General features: G+C 33.2%; 16 protein-coding genes and 1 other RNA gene. 12 read left to right on the plus strand and 5 right to left on the minus strand.

Going from position 1 to position 16,302, the window contains the following annotated elements; translation table 11 throughout:
* Positions 1–133 precede the first annotated feature (133 nt).
* Positions 134–1,372, minus strand: coding sequence for a PAS domain-containing sensor histidine kinase (locus M666_RS00495; protein WP_029445410.1), 1,239 nt, complete (start codon positions 1,370–1,372; stop codon positions 134–136).
* Positions 1,373–1,568: 196 nt separating this feature from the next.
* Between M666_RS00495 and M666_RS00500 the strand changes: the two genes are divergently transcribed.
* From M666_RS00500 to ppgK, 3 genes are all read left to right on the plus strand, one after another.
* On the plus strand, positions 1,569–2,252 hold the full coding sequence (locus M666_RS00500; protein ID WP_024479460.1) for a cell division ATP-binding protein FtsE: 684 nt from the start codon (positions 1,569–1,571) through the stop codon (positions 2,250–2,252).
* Positions 2,253–2,374: 122 nt separating this feature from the next.
* Positions 2,375–3,190, plus strand: coding sequence for an NUDIX hydrolase (locus M666_RS20825; protein WP_029445409.1), 816 nt, complete (start codon positions 2,375–2,377; stop codon positions 3,188–3,190).
* A 67-nt stretch (positions 3,191–3,257) separates the two neighbouring features.
* Positions 3,258–4,001, plus strand: coding sequence for a polyphosphate--glucose phosphotransferase (ppgK, locus tag M666_RS00510; RefSeq protein ID WP_029445408.1), 744 nt, complete (start codon positions 3,258–3,260; stop codon positions 3,999–4,001).
* A 77-nt stretch (positions 4,002–4,078) separates the two neighbouring features.
* Here the strand turns inward: ppgK and M666_RS00515 are convergent, their stop codons facing one another.
* Positions 4,079–4,981, minus strand: a complete 903-nt coding sequence (locus M666_RS00515; protein ID WP_029445407.1) for a LolA-like protein — start codon at positions 4,979–4,981, stop codon at positions 4,079–4,081.
* A gap of 109 nt (positions 4,982–5,090) precedes the next feature.
* Positions 5,091–6,890, minus strand: a complete 1,800-nt coding sequence (gene typA / locus M666_RS00520) for a translational GTPase TypA (protein WP_024479456.1) — start codon at positions 6,888–6,890, stop codon at positions 5,091–5,093.
* 172 nt (positions 6,891–7,062) lie between these two features.
* Between typA and kdsA the strand changes: the two genes are divergently transcribed.
* A complete protein-coding gene (kdsA, locus tag M666_RS00525) occupies positions 7,063–7,884 on the plus strand; it encodes a 3-deoxy-8-phosphooctulonate synthase (protein WP_025614086.1) in 822 nt (273 codons plus the stop codon).
* A gap of 60 nt (positions 7,885–7,944) precedes the next feature.
* On the opposite strand, the gene M666_RS00530 is transcribed toward kdsA, so the two are convergent.
* Positions 7,945–8,415 carry a hypothetical protein gene (locus M666_RS00530; RefSeq protein ID WP_025614085.1) on the minus strand — a complete coding sequence of 157 codons (471 nt, stop codon included), beginning with the start codon at positions 8,413–8,415 and terminating at the stop codon, positions 7,945–7,947.
* Between the two features lie 150 nt (positions 8,416–8,565).
* On the opposite strand from M666_RS00530, the gene M666_RS00535 reads away from it, so the two are divergent.
* The 6 genes from M666_RS00535 to M666_RS00565 all read left to right on the plus strand — a co-directional run bounded on the left by M666_RS00535 (position 8,566) and on the right by M666_RS00565 (position 12,925).
* The gene (locus M666_RS00535; protein WP_029445406.1) at positions 8,566–9,219 is read left to right on the plus strand and encodes a DUF1361 domain-containing protein; all 654 of its coding nucleotides are present in this window, start codon (positions 8,566–8,568) and stop codon (positions 9,217–9,219) included.
* Positions 9,220–9,316: 97 nt separating this feature from the next.
* Complete coding sequence (locus M666_RS00540; protein WP_029445405.1) at positions 9,317–9,940, plus strand: hypothetical protein; 624 nt, start codon at positions 9,317–9,319, stop codon at positions 9,938–9,940.
* A 56-nt stretch (positions 9,941–9,996) separates the two neighbouring features.
* Positions 9,997–10,236 carry a winged helix-turn-helix domain-containing protein gene (locus M666_RS00545; protein WP_262486529.1) on the plus strand — a complete coding sequence of 80 codons (240 nt, stop codon included), beginning with the start codon at positions 9,997–9,999 and terminating at the stop codon, positions 10,234–10,236.
* A gap of 54 nt (positions 10,237–10,290) precedes the next feature.
* Complete coding sequence (locus tag M666_RS00550) at positions 10,291–10,746, plus strand: Coq4 family protein (RefSeq protein ID WP_029445403.1); 456 nt, start codon at positions 10,291–10,293, stop codon at positions 10,744–10,746.
* Between the two features lie 10 nt (positions 10,747–10,756).
* Entirely contained in the window at positions 10,757–12,139 is a 1,383-nt protein-coding gene (locus M666_RS00555) for a DUF4153 domain-containing protein (RefSeq protein ID WP_082007870.1), read from the plus strand.
* A 387-nt stretch (positions 12,140–12,526) separates the two neighbouring features.
* Positions 12,527–12,925 carry a ribosomal maturation YjgA family protein gene (locus M666_RS00565; protein ID WP_029445400.1) on the plus strand — a complete coding sequence of 133 codons (399 nt, stop codon included), beginning with the start codon at positions 12,527–12,529 and terminating at the stop codon, positions 12,923–12,925.
* Positions 12,926–12,976: 51 nt separating this feature from the next.
* Here the strand turns inward: M666_RS00565 and M666_RS00570 are convergent, their stop codons facing one another.
* Positions 12,977–14,182 carry an NAD(P)-dependent oxidoreductase gene (locus tag M666_RS00570; protein ID WP_029445399.1) on the minus strand — a complete coding sequence of 402 codons (1,206 nt, stop codon included), beginning with the start codon at positions 14,180–14,182 and terminating at the stop codon, positions 12,977–12,979.
* A gap of 163 nt (positions 14,183–14,345) precedes the next feature.
* Here M666_RS00570 and ssrA point away from each other — a divergent pair.
* Positions 14,346–14,742, plus strand: a transfer-messenger RNA (tmRNA) gene (gene ssrA / locus M666_RS20155).
* Positions 14,743–14,976: 234 nt separating this feature from the next.
* Positions 14,977–16,212 (plus strand): site-specific integrase, encoded by a 1,236-nt coding sequence (locus M666_RS00575; protein WP_029445398.1) that lies wholly within the window; start codon positions 14,977–14,979, stop codon positions 16,210–16,212.
* Positions 16,213–16,302 lie beyond the last annotated feature (90 nt).

The following is a 16,302-nucleotide window of genomic DNA, read 5'->3' on the forward strand; positions in this document are numbered from 1 at the left end:
TTGTTTATAAGATACAACGACAAAAAGTGTACCTAAAGTATATGAGAACGAAGATACTTTTAATTTTAATTCAAAATGAACTCAGAAAAAATAATAAATAGCAGAAATAAAGCCCTCTTTCATCAGAGATAAATCAAACCAATAATGGTAAAGAAAATTTAAAATCGCTTCCCTTACCCATTTCACTTTCTACCCAAATTTTACCTCCTAATTTTTCCACAAATTCTTTACACAGAACCAATCCAAATCCAGAACCCATTTCATTTGCGGTACCGCGACATGATTTATTGGTCTCGGCATCAAATAGTTTTTTGGTTGTTTTTTCACACATTCCTATGCCCGTATCAGAAACTTTAAATTCTAAGACACTTTCATTCTTTGTAACAGAAACATGAATACTCCCCCCAGATTTTGTAAACTTTACGGCATTGGATAATAGGTTCCTTAAAATAGTTTTAAGCATTTTTTCATCCGAAAAAACTTCAACAGTATCTAAAAATGGTTCTTTTATTATGATGTTTTTAGTTGTTGCCATATGTTGAATAAATTCTTGTACCTCTTCAAGTAAGTCCTTAATATTCAATTTATCCTTTTGCAAATTAGCTTTGTCTTTTTGTGACTTAGACCAAGTCAATAAATTCTCAAGCAAACTTAGTGTTGATGTAGATGTGGTTTTGATTAACCCTACATACTCTGCTAGCAACGAAACTTCTCCCTCTTCAATCGCATCTTCCATGAGATTTGATAATGTAAGAATATTATTAAACGGACTCCTTAAATCGTGCCCGATAATTGAAAAAAGCTTATCCTTAGTAATATTTAATTCTCTTAATTCACTTTCACTTCTTAATAATGCTTTTTCTGCATTTTTATTCACGGTAATATCCCGAATAGCACCTATAATATATTTTTCTCCAGATGCATCAATGAATCTAGATTTCCTGGTAGAAATAACCCGCTGCTCTCCACCATTTATCGTTAGGGTTTCTTCATTGATGTTTTCAATTCCGCTTTTCAAAACCTCACTATCTATTTTAAGAAAAGCTTCTTTTTCTTGTTCTGCAACATCTTCCGCTAGTGTTTTTCCTATAATATCCTTTCTAGACATTCCGAACATTTCACAAAATGCATTGTTGACCAAAAGCAATCTGCTTTTTACATCTTTTACAAAAACAGAATCGCCCATATTATCCAAAATGGTATGGGTGTAGGTTTCGCTTTCCGCATTCAACTTTAACAATAATTCATCGTAAGATCTCTGAATTTCTTGTTTTGAAGAATGAAATAAAAGAAGTTTCTTATTTTGCTCTCTTAGTTGTGCTATTTCTTGATGTAAATCTTGAACACTTCTATTATGGTGGTTGACTTCCATGTATTAAAGTTCAAAGGTTTAATGGTTATTATTTCCTCCTAAGTTAGCTATTTTTCCTACAGTTTTAACAAAATTACCTACTAACTTATTCATATACAGGTAAAAACATAGAAAAATCATCTTCTTGCTTATTTTTTTTAATAGTCCACATTAATATCTATGATATCTTATTACTTTTATAACAATATTAAAAAATATGGCTGAGAGTATATTACACCTAAAGGATGTTTCTGTTTTCCAAAAAGAAAATTTGGTTTTAAATGATATTAATCTTGAAATAAAACAAGGTGAATTTATTTATCTCATTGGAAAAACAGGAAGTGGCAAAAGTAGTTTCATGAAAACACTCTATGGAGATCTACCTTTAAACCATGGTACTGGGAGCATTGTAGATTTTGATTTGAGAAAATTAAAAGAAAATGACATTCCTTTTTTAAGGCGTAAACTTGGTATTGTTTTTCAAGATTTTAAACTACTTCCAGACCGTACGATAAATAATAACTTACTATTTGTTCTAAAAGCTACAGGATGGAAAGACAAATCTAAGATGGATACGCAAGTAGAAACTGTTTTAGACAAAGTAGGCATGAAAACTAAAGGCTTTAAATTTCCTCATGAACTTTCTGGTGGTGAACAGCAGCGTATAGCCATAGCTAGAGCATTACTAAATGATCCAGAATTAATTTTAGCCGATGAACCTACTGGAAATCTTGACCCACAAACTAGTGTAGAGGTGATGAAAGTTTTACAAGAGATTAACAAAACAGGCCGTACCATTTTGATGGCTACTCATGATTATGCTTTGATTTTAAAATACCCTTCTAAAACTCTTAAATGTGATGGTAACAAAGTTTTTGAAGTGGTTCAAAAAGCCGTTTAAACAATTAAAAACTAACACCAGAAATACCTTTTGATAAAATTAATGTATCATTATAAATGATAAAACAGAGGGCTACCTAAAGCCTGAACCACCCATTACTTAACCCCATCTAGTACCTGATAATGATTCTAAAAAAAGAAAATTTTAAGCCCGATAAAAAAATAAAACCGTTTATAGGGATTATTTTATTTTTGGTTTCTATCATTTTATCTATCATAACATTGCCCTTAGGTTTTGTATATGGAATTTTTCAAAATCTGTATAGAAAAGGTTTTAAAGGAGTTGGTGAATACTGCCTTAAAGTTGCCATCTCTATTGATCAATTAGGAAATGTTGCCATGCAACATTTGATTAATACGCTATGGATAACCCCACTAGGCTATAAATTTGGAAATAGAGATGAAACGATATCTAGTGCTCTTGGCAGAAACAAACAATTAGGAACGCTTACCGGTTTTGGAAAACTTATAGACACCATTTTAGATAAGCTAGATCCTGATCATTCCTTAAACTCTATTGATTACTATATTGAACCCACTGAGCAGATTATAGATAAAATAGCTTGGATTCATCTAAAGGATAAAAAAATCTTAAGCACTCGTAGTATTGGGAGAAGTACGTATTACATCCCTGGAGGCAAAAGAGAACTCAATGAAACAGATCATGCTGCACTTCTTCGAGAAATCAAAGAGGAATTAGAGGTAGATTTACTAGTAAAAACCTTAAACTTTCTAGGGGTCTTTGAAGCACAAGCAGACAGCCATAAACCAGGTACCTTAGTTCGGATGACATGTTATTTTGCGGAATACACTGGGGAGTTAAAAGCCGCTTCTGAAATAGAAGAAATAATTTGGCTCAATTACAAAGACAAAGAACTGGTCTCTGAAGTAGACAAAATTATTTTTGATTATTTACACCACCAAGAATTACTGCAGTAAATAAAAAGCCAACAACGCATACTAATTTTTCGCTACTTTTGTTTTACTATACCATTAAAACACACAAATGACTTTATTAGGAATTGATATTGGAGGCTCAGGAATAAAAGGGGCACTCGTGAATACAGTAACTGGTGAACTTCTTACGGAGCGCTTTAGAATAGAAACTCCTAAATCAGGAAAGCCAGAAGAGATCGCTGAAGTATTTGCAAAAATTGTAAAACATTTTAATTATCAAGGTCCTATTGGTTGTGGTTTTCCTACCATTATTAAAAATGGTGTTTGTAAGGCTCACGGAAATCTAAGTAAAAAATGGCTAGGTGTAAATGCGGAGGAACTTTTCAGTGATTTCACAGGATTACCTGTTACGGTAATTAATGATGCGGATGCCGCGGGCTATGCCACCATGAATTATGGAATAGGAAAAGGTGAAAAAGGATTGGTATTGATGATTACTATTGGTACCGGATTAGGAAGTGGTGCCTTTTTTAATGGAGAGCTTCTACCTAATTTTGAATTAGGCCAAATTCCTTATAAAAAGCATGCTAAATTTGAACACTATGCAGCTGCCTCTGTAAAGGAAAAAGAAAAACTGAGTTATAAAAAATGGGGAAAACGATTCAATAAGTTTTTAGAATATGTTGAATTAATAGTTTCTCCTGACTTAATAATCATAGGCGGTGGAACCTCAAAATACTTTGACGAATTTGAAAAACATATCACTATTGACACCCGCGTAATACCTGCAGAGCTACAAAATTATGCTGGAATAATTGGTGCCGCTACCGCAGCCTATAAAAAGAAACGATAGCAAGTGTCTATTAAACATAAAAAAGCCTCTAATTATAAAAATTAGAGGCTTTCTTTTATTAGCTTAAATCAAGTTTCTTATTGTGCAGGCACAACGGTAGCACCTTCTGGCTTCGAAAAATAATCTTCAGGAACCTCTACTACAAACGTAACATCACTGATATCAATTTTTGTAATGTATTCTCCCATCTCTTCATTTTTATCCAACCAATGTGTTTTTAAACCTGTTGGAAGAAGAATTCCGTTCGTTTCTTTTTGATCTACAATCTCCATAATTTTTTCTGGAGCATGACCTCCTTTTGGAAAGTACTGCGGGTACGATACAATATACCTAGTAGCACTATTTATGTGCGTATCCTTATCAAAGTATAAAATATAAAAATCATCTGGCGCATCTCCTACATTTTCTCCGAAGGTAACTTTTACAACATCTTGTAATTTACCCTTGTATTCTTTCTCTGGTAATAGTTCTAAACTTACCCCTTCACCATCCAAAATAAATGGGTGTCCGGCGAGGTACAATGGTGTTAAGGCCCAAAATCTAGTATCATACTCAAAAGCAGTACTGTCTTTAGCTTTCACCCAAGCCTCTTTACCATCCCAACCAAAAATTGCCGTACTATCGGTATAACTGGTGTGCCTAGCCTTATTATTCCACGTATCGATGGTCTGATAAGAGTTTCTGCGGGTAGAACCATCTAAAGGTTGGTAATCAAACCTAAAAGATAAATAACCATTAGAATACCATGTATCCAAACCACCATGAGCCTCCATTGCGCTCCAAACAATTTTACCTGCATCTGTAGCATTCAATCTTTCTTTTGCTTTTGCTACTCTATTGGCTACCCAAGTTTCTGGAATATGATAAGCAGGTTCCTGAACCTCTTCCGTTGCAACAGCTTCCATTTTTTTAGGCTGCTCTTTACATGATCCTATTAACAACAATAGTGCAACAAGTGCTATATTTAATCCTAATTTCATTGATGTATTTTAAAAGTTAAATTGGATAGTCGATTTTTTTATAAATTCCTTACATAAAAAAACCCAAGATTTTCATCTTGGGTTTCTATTAAAAAGTATGCTTAAAATATTAAGCTATTTTGTTACGCTTACGTTCGTTTTCCGTTAAGTATATTTTTCTTAAACGAATATACTTAGGAGTTACCTCAACATATTCATCTTTTTGAATATATTCTAGAGCTTCTTCTAATGAAAACTTAATTGCAGGTACAATTTTTGCTTTATCATCTGCTCCAGAAGAACGTACGTTAGACATTTTTTTAGTTTTTGTAATGTTTACTGTCATATCATCACCTCTAGAATTTTCTCCGATAACTTGACCTTCGTAGATATCTTCTCCTGGCTCCACAAAAAACTTACCTCTATCTTGTAGTTTATCAATAGAATAAGGAATAGATTTTCCCATTTCCATAGAAACTAGAGAACCATTTTGTCTTTGAGGAATATCACCTCTCATTGGTTGATACTCTAAGAAACGGTGTGACATAATAGCCTCACCAGCAGTTGCCGTTAATAATTGGTTTCTTAAACCGATAATACCACGAGAAGGAATTAAAAACTCACAAACCATACGGTTTCCTTTTGCTTCCATACTCGTCATTTCACCTTTACGCATAGATACCATTTCTACCGCTCTACCTGAAACTTCTTCTGGTAAATCAATAGTCAATTGCTCTACAGGCTCACATTTAACACCATCAATTTCCTTGATAATTACTTGTGGTTGACCAATTTGTAATTCATACCCTTCACGACGCATAGTTTCAATAAGTACTGATAAGTGTAATACACCTCTACCAAATACTAAAAACTTATCTGCACTATTAGTATCATTAACACGTAATGCTAAGTTTTTTTCTAACTCACGAGATAAACGATCTTTAATATGACGAGAAGTAACAAATTTACCATCTTTACCAAAAAATGGAGAATCGTTAATGGTAAACAACATACTCATTGTTGGTTCATCAATAGCGATTGTTTTTAACCCTTCAGGATTTTCAATATCAGCAACAGTATCACCAATTTCAAAACCTTCTAGACCTACAATAGCACAAATATCACCAGTTTTAACTTCTTCTACTCTAAGTCTTCCTAAACCTTCGAATGTATAAAGCTCTTTAATTTTTGTTTTTACAATAGAACCATCTCTTTTTACCAAAGAAACTTGTTGCCCTTCTTTTAAACCACCTCTTAACAATCTACCAATCGCAATACGACCTGTAAAAGAAGAGAAATCTAAAGATGTAATTAACATTTGAGTATTTCCTTCTTTTGGTTCAAAAGTTGGAACATGCTCTATAACCATATCTAACAATGGCTCTATATTTTCTGTTTGTTTTTTCCAATCTTCACTCATCCAGTTATTCTTAGCTGAACCGTAAACTGTAGGAAAATCTAGCTGCCATTCTTCTGCACCTAATTCAAACATTAAATCAAAAACTTTCTCATGAACTTCTTCAGGAGTACAGTTTTCTTTATCTACTTTATTAACCACCACGCAAGGCTTAAGACCTAAGTCAATTGCTTTCTGTAATACAAAACGTGTTTGTGGCATTGGGCCTTCAAAAGCATCTACCAACAATAAAACACCATCTGCCATGTTTAATACACGCTCTACTTCACCACCAAAATCGGCGTGACCAGGAGTGTCAATAATATTAATCTTAGTACCTTTATATACTACTGAAACGTTTTTAGAAGTAATGGTAATACCTCTTTCTCTTTCTAAATCGTTATTATCTAATATTAAATCACCTGTGTTTTGATTTTCTCTAAACAACTGACAGTGATACATAATCTTATCTACCAAGGTAGTCTTACCGTGATCGACATGGGCAATAATGGCAATATTTTTTGTTGCTGACATAAATACTTTATTAAAGGAACTATTCCCTGCTAAATTTTGCGCAAAGGTACTGCTATTTTTTGAAGTGTAACTGAAAGTTGTGATTTTTTTATTTGACTGATTTTGAGCATGTTCTAGCTATAGTAATTCGACCTAAATTCTATTATCTTTGTAGTCTTAATTATATGTACCAATGAATCTAGATAAGATACCTCAAATAAAACACACTAATAGTGGTAATTTCTTCCTTTTATGTGGCCCCTGTGCTATTGAAGGCGAAGATATGGCGCTGCGTATTGCAGAGCGTATTGTTGAAGTTACAGATAAGCTTCAAATTCCTTATATTTTTAAGGGAAGCTTCAAAAAAGCGAACCGTAGCCGCGTAGATTCCTTCTCTGGAATTGGAGACGAAAAAGCACTGAAAATTTTGAGAAAAGTATCTGAGACTTTCAAAGTTCCTACCGTAACGGATATTCATGAGGTAACAGATGCTGCTATGGCTGCGGCATATGTAGACGTCTTACAAATCCCAGCTTTTTTAGTACGTCAAACAGATTTAGTAGTGGCTGCTGCAAATACAGGAAAAGTTGTAAATTTAAAAAAAGGGCAATTTATGAGTCCGGAAAGTATGCAACATGCAGTAACCAAGGTAACCGATTCTGGCAATGAGCAAGTGGTTATTACAGATCGTGGTACTATGTTTGGCTATAAAGATATGATTGTAGATTTTAGAGGTATTCCTACCATGAAAGCATACGCTCCTGTGGTTTTAGATGTTACCCATTCCTTACAACAACCTAATCAAACTAGCGGTGTTACCGGTGGCAGACCTGATATGATTGAGACGATAGCTCGTGCAGGTATCGTTACCGGTGCAGATGGTATTTTCATGGAAACGCATTATGACCCATCTATTGCAAAAAGTGATGGTGCCAACATGTTACATTTAGATCATTTAGAAAAACTTCTTACCAATTTGGTGGCTATTCGAAAAACAGTGAATGGCCTTAAATAAAACAATAGAGGGAAAACAAATTGTTTTCCCTCTATTAGTATTTGCTATTTGTAAAGTACTTTACTCACAAATTGAAACCGTAAAAGCACCTTCAAAAATACTTTCAGGAAACGCCTCTGAACCTTCTTTGTTGAGTTTCATCTTTCCTGAAATTTCGGTGTCAGATACAGCAGTAATCTCTACTATAGTTTCTGTTAAATTATTAAATGGTGTGTTGTTCCCATCTTGAGTTACAATGTTAACGTCTGTATATACCCCTACCATATTAGGGACAGAAGTATTCACCGTTAACGTATAATCAAAGATATCTGAATCGCAACCAAAATTTTCATTGGTTAGGTAAATGGTAATTTCTTCTGTACTCGTACTTGATCTAAAAAAAGCCTTACCTCCCTGTACCGTAAAAGCTTTCCCTTCTACTGTCCCAGTAAGGGTCTGATCACTGATATTATCCGTACTAGAATCATCTTTATCACTAGAACAACTCATGACTGTAAATACTAAAATAAGGGACCAAAATAATTTTTTCATTATGTAGTTTTTAAGTTTGTTATTAAAAACTCAAAATAATTTCATTTATTGCCTACTTCCTCCGTTACTCAACAATTGGAGAGATCAATAGCAAAGTGCAACAAAAATGAGGATTCTTCGTTTTTAACCTAAACTAGATTATACCGAAAATTGACAGAAATAATCCAACATATAAAAAAACATAGACGCTATAAAATCTTAGTGATCCTAACCATACTAGGTACGGTAACATTACTTGGAAGAGTAGTATATACGGGAACAATATTTTTTACTTTTCTACTTTGGAATCTATTTTTAGCTTTTCTACCCGTAGTTTTCTCTAAAACTTTACGATATAGTCAAAAAATAAGTACGTCTAAATTTCTTAGCGCACTTTTCATTATTCTTTGGCTTTTATTCATCCCGAATAGCCCCTACATTATTACCGACCTAAAACATGTCGATAATGATTATGGGATTCAGGTGTTTGATTTTCTACTCATATTAATTTTTGCCATAAACGGCTTACTCATGGGTGTTATTTCTTTATTAGATATATTTCATCTGTTAACTCACAAGTACAGCACCAAAATTACCCATTTTGTTATATTTAGCATTTGTCTACTAGGTGGATTCGGAATATTCCTGGGTAGATTTCTACGTTTTAATTCTTGGGATATTATTTCTAGACCCGATATTCTATTCTACAGCATCTTTCATACCCTATTCATGAAAGAAACATGGATGTGGACACTAATATTTGGAGGTTTTATGTGGATTTCATTTGTAGCTATAAAGCCTTTATTGAAAAGAAAAACAATCTAAACTTCTCACTTCAATTATAATAAGCAGTAAAAATTCTAAAATAAACATAGGAAGATTAAGATATTTATACTTACTTTGTATTTCAAAGTACTTTAAGATGGAATCAAAAAACTATTTAGACGACCTACATGAAATCAAAAATTTGATGAATAAATCATCACGTTTTATTTCGCTTAGTGGTTTATCTGGAATATTAGCCGGAGTCTATTCTTTAATTGGTGCCTATTTTGCCCATAAAATTATTACAGACATTCAAAATACGTCTACCTATAGTCAGAGGCTGTTCTTAAGTATTGGTGCTCCCGAACAGTTAATGATGATTGCCTTGATCGTAATGATTGCCTCCATCGTTACAGGAATAGTACTCACACGAAAAAAGTCAAAAAAGAGTGGAGAAAAAATATGGAACAGGACTTCTAAGCGTTTGCTTTTTAACTTTATGGTGCCGCTTATTACCGGAGGTCTTTTCTGCTTCATTTTACTACAAAATCAGACTATGGGGCTTATTGCTCCTGCTACCTTAATATTTTATGGCCTAGCTTGCTTAAATGCAAGTAAGTATACTTTGGGAGACGTACGTTATTTAGGGCTAGCTAATATTACTATTGGTTTAATAGCTACACAATTTATAGGTTATGGTTTGTATTTTTGGGCCTTAGGATTTGGCTTTCTTCATATTCTTTACGGAATAGTTATGTATTATAAATACGATAGACAATAGATTTGGGACTTATAAATAACATAAACAAGACATTTGATCATCGCATCAGATTAGGCATGATGAGTATACTCATGGTAAATGAATATGCTGATTTTAATATGTTTAAAGAATTGCTTGATGTTACAGACGGAAATTTAGCGAGTCACGCCAAAGCTTTGGAAAAAGAAGATTATATCATGGTAGAGAAACGATTTATAGGAAGAAAGCCAAATACCAGATATTCTGCTACTGCTTTAGGAAAAACAGCATTTAAAAAACATATTGATGCACTAGAAAATTTAATCAAGAAATTCTAATCTATTTTTTTATCTATTCACTTTGAAATTCAAAGCACTTTTAATATCTGAATTATGAAAGCATTTATATTTGAACAGCTTTATGAAATTAGCAAAAAACCATATCAGAAGTATTTTAAGAAAAATAAGCCATGGACAGTTACTGTAAAAGAATTAGCAACCTTACCTCCCAGCTCTTTAGGTGCAGAATTGCACTACTTTTTAACCAAGCACAGCTTTGAATTACAACCCAAATTAGAAAGTCATGATATCTATCATGTACTAACAAACATAGGAACCACAGTTCCAGAAGAGATTAGTATGCAATATTATTTATGGGGCAATGGAAAAAGAAGTTTATACCTTTTTTCTGTTCTCACCATTGGCACCCTTTTTTACTGCTCTCATTTCAATAGGTTCCGCCAGGAATATAAAAGAGGCAAGAGCTCCTCTAAGTTTTATCAAATAGATTTTCAAAAATTAGTACATCTACCAATTCACAACATCAGAACAGCCTTCTCTATACACTAAAAATTATATTATGAACATCCATATCAAATCAATTCTAGCCGCTTTAATGTTTAGTTTACTACTTTATAGTAAGACTATGGGAATTAACCTTGTGATTCTTTCTTTAGTAACTATCACTTTCGTACTCCTTGAGCATAAAGGGCAAAAAGAAACTATAAAATATGCACTTGCCTATCTGTTTACTTCATTAATGGTCTTTCTAGATCCTACAAATTTCAAGATTTTTATTCATGTTCTAGCATTTCTAATTTATATAGGAAAAACTATTGCTCCCAAAAACTCCTTGTATTTAAGTTGGTTCATAGGGCTCACCAATATGGTATTGGCTTCTATTCATCAATTAAATAGTTCTTTAAAAAAAGAGGAACCTAAAAGTACTACCATATCTTCTAAAACTAAAACTATCCTTAAAGCTCTGAGTATCACGATAGGATTAATTATACTATTCTCTTTATTATATCAAAAGTCTAATCCTGTTTTCAGTAGTCTTATTTCTGCAATAAATTTTGATTTCTTAAGCTTTCCATGGCTTCTATTTACGGTATTTGGATACTTCATTTTCTTACATATTTTAAGGCCTTATTACCCAGAGACCCTAATAACTTTAGATACAGAACAAAGCAATATACTGAAAAGGTCTACGCCAAATTTTTCATTGGAACAAAGTAAAAAACTAGCCGAAGAATACACCCTTGGCAGTATTATATTTATAGCATTAAATAGTTTACTTTTTATCTTTCTAATAACTGATTTCATCTACTTGATAGGCGCTAACACCTGCACAAATTCTGAATACTCAAAATCTGTACATCAAGGAGTCTACGCCCTATTATTGTCAATTATCTGCGCTATTGCTATTATATTATATTTCTTTAGAGGCGATCTTAATTTTTACACCAAAAGCCAGAACATTAAGATCTTATGCTATAGCTGGATTGCCATGAATCTTATACTGGTCTTATTTACGTGGTATAAAAATTACATGTACGTTGCCACCTTAGGTTTAACTTATAAAAGAATTGGCGTTTTTGTATACTTACTATGTATCCTAGCAGGTTTATGTACTACCTACTTGAAAGTATCAAAAACCAAAAGTTTCATCTATTTAATACGATCAAACGTTGCTGTTATTTTTGCAGTGCTATTTGTAAGCGCCACAATTCCTTGGGATAAATCTATTACTTATTACAATTTAAAGAATATTGATAATGTAGATATTCAATACCTTATTGACCTAGGCGACACCAACAGTATTCAATTAAAAAAGTATAGCGAAGAGAAAAAAGAAACGGCATTTGAAGCTAGCATTACTACTAAATATTTTCGATTTATACAGCAGGAAAAAGAAAAAAGCTGGCAAGAATATTCCATTTACTCCTTAATCTACCATTAAAATGATGTCTTATTTCAACCTTAAAATTAATAGTTCTGTAGTAAGAATCACCTACTATTCTTTTCTTATTAATACAATTTTCTTTTTAATTAATTTGGCCGTGGACGCCATTTTAATGCTGAAAATTATTATTGCAGTAATTACTGGTCTTATGAATGTAATTCTGTTAATCACTGCTTTTTTTAACACCCTAATAAATTACAAATATTACGAAGAAAACATTAGCACGCTTCTGATCATCATTATTAATTTGACAATAGGCATAATCTACCTCTACATCTAAGTCATGCACGGTTTTTAATCATCATTTCCCCAGTTCTTTACCTTGAAAAAAAAGACAATTTATTTCAACTAATTTTTCATAAAAACAATTATAAAATAAGCGTCATGAAGTTCACTTTTAATAACATTCACTTTATTGCCTTTAGCACAATTTTAGCTCTTGAGATTGCTATTGCTTACTATTTAAAAATTGGTTTCATAAGACATACTGTGGGCGATTTTCTCGTGGTCATACTTATCTATTGTTTTCTCAGAAGCTTTATAAAAACCAATCCATTATCAATTGCAGTTATAACATTAGTTCTCTCTTATACGGTTGAGTTTCTACAACGCACCACGTTTTTACAGCTTGTAAGCTTAGATCAAAATAAATGGGCCAACTTAATTTTTGGCAATAGCTTTAGTATTCAGGATTTAGTAGCTTATACGTTAGGAGTACTTGCGGTAACTTTTATCGATATCAAAAAATCAAATGCATATAAAATGGGAGGTGAAAAAAGATAACTTTCTCCACCTCCCATTTTAAACAATAGCTATAGATTTTATCAGATACCGCTATTCTTTTCCATCTACATAATCTTGCAGATAGGCATAACGTTCTGTTAGCTTTCCATTTTGTGTCATTCTTGCACGCTCTAATACGCCATTTTTATCGTTGTTAAAAAATGCGGGAATAACATTTTTCAGAAAAGCATCCCCAAAACCTTCACTAGCATCTCTAGGCAATTCACACGGCAAATTATCTACCGCCATAACAGCAATAGCGTTTGTCGATTTAAAATCTACCTCCTTTTCCGTTAGAGGATCATACCCATATATGGGATCTGCAATGGTTGAAGGTCTAATGGTCGTTGCCACGGGACCATCAATATCACAACTTACATCTGCCACAACTTTTATACTAAAATCTTCATCTTTTGCATCTTCTCTCGTAAAAAGATAAGGGGCCCCCGTACCATAAAAATGACCCGCAATAAAAAAATCAGTCACCTTTGTAAAACGAACAAAATTAGTTTGATACAATTCAGGGTTCTTAAAAAATTCAGCCTTATTACCACGAACACCATCCTTTCTCTTATTATATTCTGAAGCATCAATCTGACAGTATACAGGTTCTTCAAAAGAGGTAGACAAGTAATTTGCCACCGTTACTTTTTTAAGCCCCATAGCATCTAACATTTCTTTTGCTCCATTCCCTACTCTGCCTTTACCCGTTAAAAGTATTTTTATCGCAGGTAATTTAATATTATTCAACGCATCAATTAATGCTTGTTGATCTATGAGTGTCTCTGCTTTGGGTAAATCATACAAATCATACTTAAGGCCGTAGGCTCTAAAACCATTATACGCACCTACAATCCCGGCATACCTACCAAAAGCAACCAAACGTTGTCCCTTTTCATTGGTAATGACTTCATGGTCATACATTTCTATATTTTTATCTAAAAAAGCTCGTAACAGTTCTCTATTATAAGGTTGCTTTTTTATCGTGTGGGAAAAGAAAAAGTATTTTTTATTCGGAATTAAATCTTCTATCGGCACTTCTTTAACCCCTAAAAGAACATCACACTCCTCCATATCGGCACTTAAGCTAAGTCCCGCTTTTTCATAATCTTCGTCTGCATACGTTCGGATAGCAGAAGATTCGACCGCAATTTCTGCCGTAGGATACTTTGTTCGTAATTTTTGACATGCGTCAGGAGATAGCACGACTCTTCTATCTGGCGGATTTTTACGTTCTCTAATGATTCCGAATTTCATAAATACAATTTTATAACTTATACCGATTCAATAGTTGTAAATGTAACATATGACAAGATGACAAGCAAAACTTTTTTTGGAATAGTTTTTGAACTACCTTTGCCATCCGCTAGAAAAAAGAAATTTCTTTTGAAAGCGGATTAGTTCATTGAAAATTTTCCAAGGGGCCGCCTGGTTTTGACAGCGAGACCAATTGGGATGTAAGCATGCCGAGCGCTGGGCTACAGCTCGTTAATCACATTTTCCACACTTTTAATTGGCGAAAATAATTACGCTCTTGCCGCTTAATCTGAATTATAGTAAGATTAGCCTCGTCTCTACTAGGTAGAGAAGCGAGATGTTCCGGAATAGCCCTTGTTGGCGGCGATTCTATTAGGAGCACCAGAAATGTCAACACAAGGGTACTATTGCTTTGGTAGTATCACAAAAATTTCAGAAGCTAAGTGTACAATAGGCGGTTTTCAGTCGGTTGTGCATCGAAAACCAAATGAAAACTAAGCATGAAGAAAGCATTGTAATTGCTTGTTTGGACGGGAGTTCGATTCTCCCCGGCTCCACTTTTTAAGTATCAAAACAAATTAAAAACCTGTAAACGTCTGATTTACAGGTTTTTTAATTTTATTCCATATCATTTAATGGCAATTAATATCAAAACAAATGACACCTATTCGATACCTATTCGACAAATTCAAAAGAGGTGTCGATTTTCATGTAATTATCTGTTTTTTAGATAATTATTAAATTATTTCAATAATTTATATTACCTTTATTTAGCTTAATTCGATACCCAAAAAATGGCTAATACATTTTCTACTCTATTTTATCTAAAAGACAAACGGCTTGACAAGAATGGCAAAGCTGGACTCTACTTGAGAATTACAGTTAATGGAATGCGCACAGCTATAAGCCTAAGCCGAAAGATTGATCCCGAAAAATGGGATGCTAGAATGAACAAAATTAAGGGTAAAGGTGTTGAGGCTGAAGAATTAAATAAGTTCATGGCAACTATACGCCACAAGGTGAATAAAATACAACATCATTTATTAGATGAAGACAAACATTTTACTGCAAATGATATAAAAGATAAATATCTCGGAAAACAAATACAACCAAAAATGTTAGTTACTGTATTTTTCGAACATAACGAGCAAATGAAAAAATTGGTTGGAATTGAATTTGCAATTGCTACATGGAAAAGATACTACACCACACTAAATCACATTATAGAGTTTTTAAATAAGCAATATCGAAAAACTGACATTCCCATACAAGATGTAGATTTAAAATTCATTAAAGAGTTTGAATACTTCTTAAAGATTACTAAAAAATGCAATCACAATTCTTCTCTAAAATACATCAACTTATTCAAAAAGATCATTCGGATTGCGATTGGCAACGAATGGATAACCAAAGACCCATTTTTTAATTATAAAGTCCAATTTAACCATACAGAACGAGAGTTTCTTTCCGCAATAGAACTAGCAACTTTAGTAGAAAAAGAAATTCGAATTGAGCGATTGGATATGGTCAGAGATATGTTTGTTTTTTGCTGCTATACTGGGCTTGCCTATATTGACATTCAAAAATTAACTTCTGATAATCTTGTTATAAATATTGATGGTAACTTATGGATTGAAGCCAAACGAACCAAAACTAATGCTAAATTTAACATCCCCTTACTTCCAAATGCTTTAGCCGTTTTAGAAAAATATAAAAATCACCCCAAAGTACTTATCGATGAATGTATAATTCCCGTTCTGAGTAATCAAAAAGCAAATGCCTATTTAAAAGAAATTGCCGACCTCTGCGGCATTAAAAAGAATTTGACCACCCATTTAGCTCGCCATACTTTTGCAACGACGGTAACCCTTTCTAATGGCGTTCCGATCGAAACCGTTGGCAAGATGTTAGGTCATAAGAACTTGCGGACTACGCAACATTATGCTAAGATTATTAATAAAAAGATTGGTGAGGATATGACTCTATTAAAGGACAAACTCGCCAATCAATTTAAAGCAAAAGCTTTCTAAAAACAATAAAATCAATTGCCTAGTTTTAAGTGCCAAAATTCTAGCACATCCTACCGCCTTAAATTTAAAATTTTCTTTTTTACTAAAAAA

The organism is Cellulophaga baltica 18 (genome assembly GCF_000468615.2).
In the GTDB taxonomy this organism is placed as follows: Bacteria; Bacteroidota; Bacteroidia; order Flavobacteriales; family Flavobacteriaceae; genus Cellulophaga; species Cellulophaga baltica.

Coding starts and splice junctions, on each gene's coding strand:
- M666_RS00495 (WP_029445410.1), bottom strand. CDS start 1,372: ATGGAAGTCAACCACCATAATAGAAGTGTTCAAGATTTACATCAAGAA.
- M666_RS00500 (WP_024479460.1), top strand. CDS start 1,569: ATGGCTGAGAGTATATTACACCTAAAGGATGTTTCTGTTTTCCAAAAA.
- M666_RS20825 (WP_029445409.1), top strand. CDS start 2,375: ATGATTCTAAAAAAAGAAAATTTTAAGCCCGATAAAAAAATAAAACCG.
- ppgK (WP_029445408.1), top strand. CDS start 3,258: ATGACTTTATTAGGAATTGATATTGGAGGCTCAGGAATAAAAGGGGCA.
- M666_RS00515 (WP_029445407.1), bottom strand. CDS start 4,981: ATGAAATTAGGATTAAATATAGCACTTGTTGCACTATTGTTGTTAATA.
- typA (WP_024479456.1), bottom strand. CDS start 6,890: ATGTCAGCAACAAAAAATATTGCCATTATTGCCCATGTCGATCACGGT.
- kdsA (WP_025614086.1), top strand. CDS start 7,063: ATGAATCTAGATAAGATACCTCAAATAAAACACACTAATAGTGGTAAT.
- M666_RS00530 (WP_025614085.1), bottom strand. CDS start 8,415: ATGAAAAAATTATTTTGGTCCCTTATTTTAGTATTTACAGTCATGAGT.
- M666_RS00540 (WP_029445405.1), top strand. CDS start 9,317: ATGGAATCAAAAAACTATTTAGACGACCTACATGAAATCAAAAATTTG.
- M666_RS00545 (WP_262486529.1), top strand. CDS start 9,997: ATGATGAGTATACTCATGGTAAATGAATATGCTGATTTTAATATGTTT.
- M666_RS00550 (WP_029445403.1), top strand. CDS start 10,291: ATGAAAGCATTTATATTTGAACAGCTTTATGAAATTAGCAAAAAACCA.
- M666_RS00555 (WP_082007870.1), top strand. CDS start 10,757: ATGAACATCCATATCAAATCAATTCTAGCCGCTTTAATGTTTAGTTTA.
- M666_RS00565 (WP_029445400.1), top strand. CDS start 12,527: ATGAAGTTCACTTTTAATAACATTCACTTTATTGCCTTTAGCACAATT.
- M666_RS00570 (WP_029445399.1), bottom strand. CDS start 14,182: ATGAAATTCGGAATCATTAGAGAACGTAAAAATCCGCCAGATAGAAGA.
- M666_RS00575 (WP_029445398.1), top strand. CDS start 14,977: ATGGCTAATACATTTTCTACTCTATTTTATCTAAAAGACAAACGGCTT.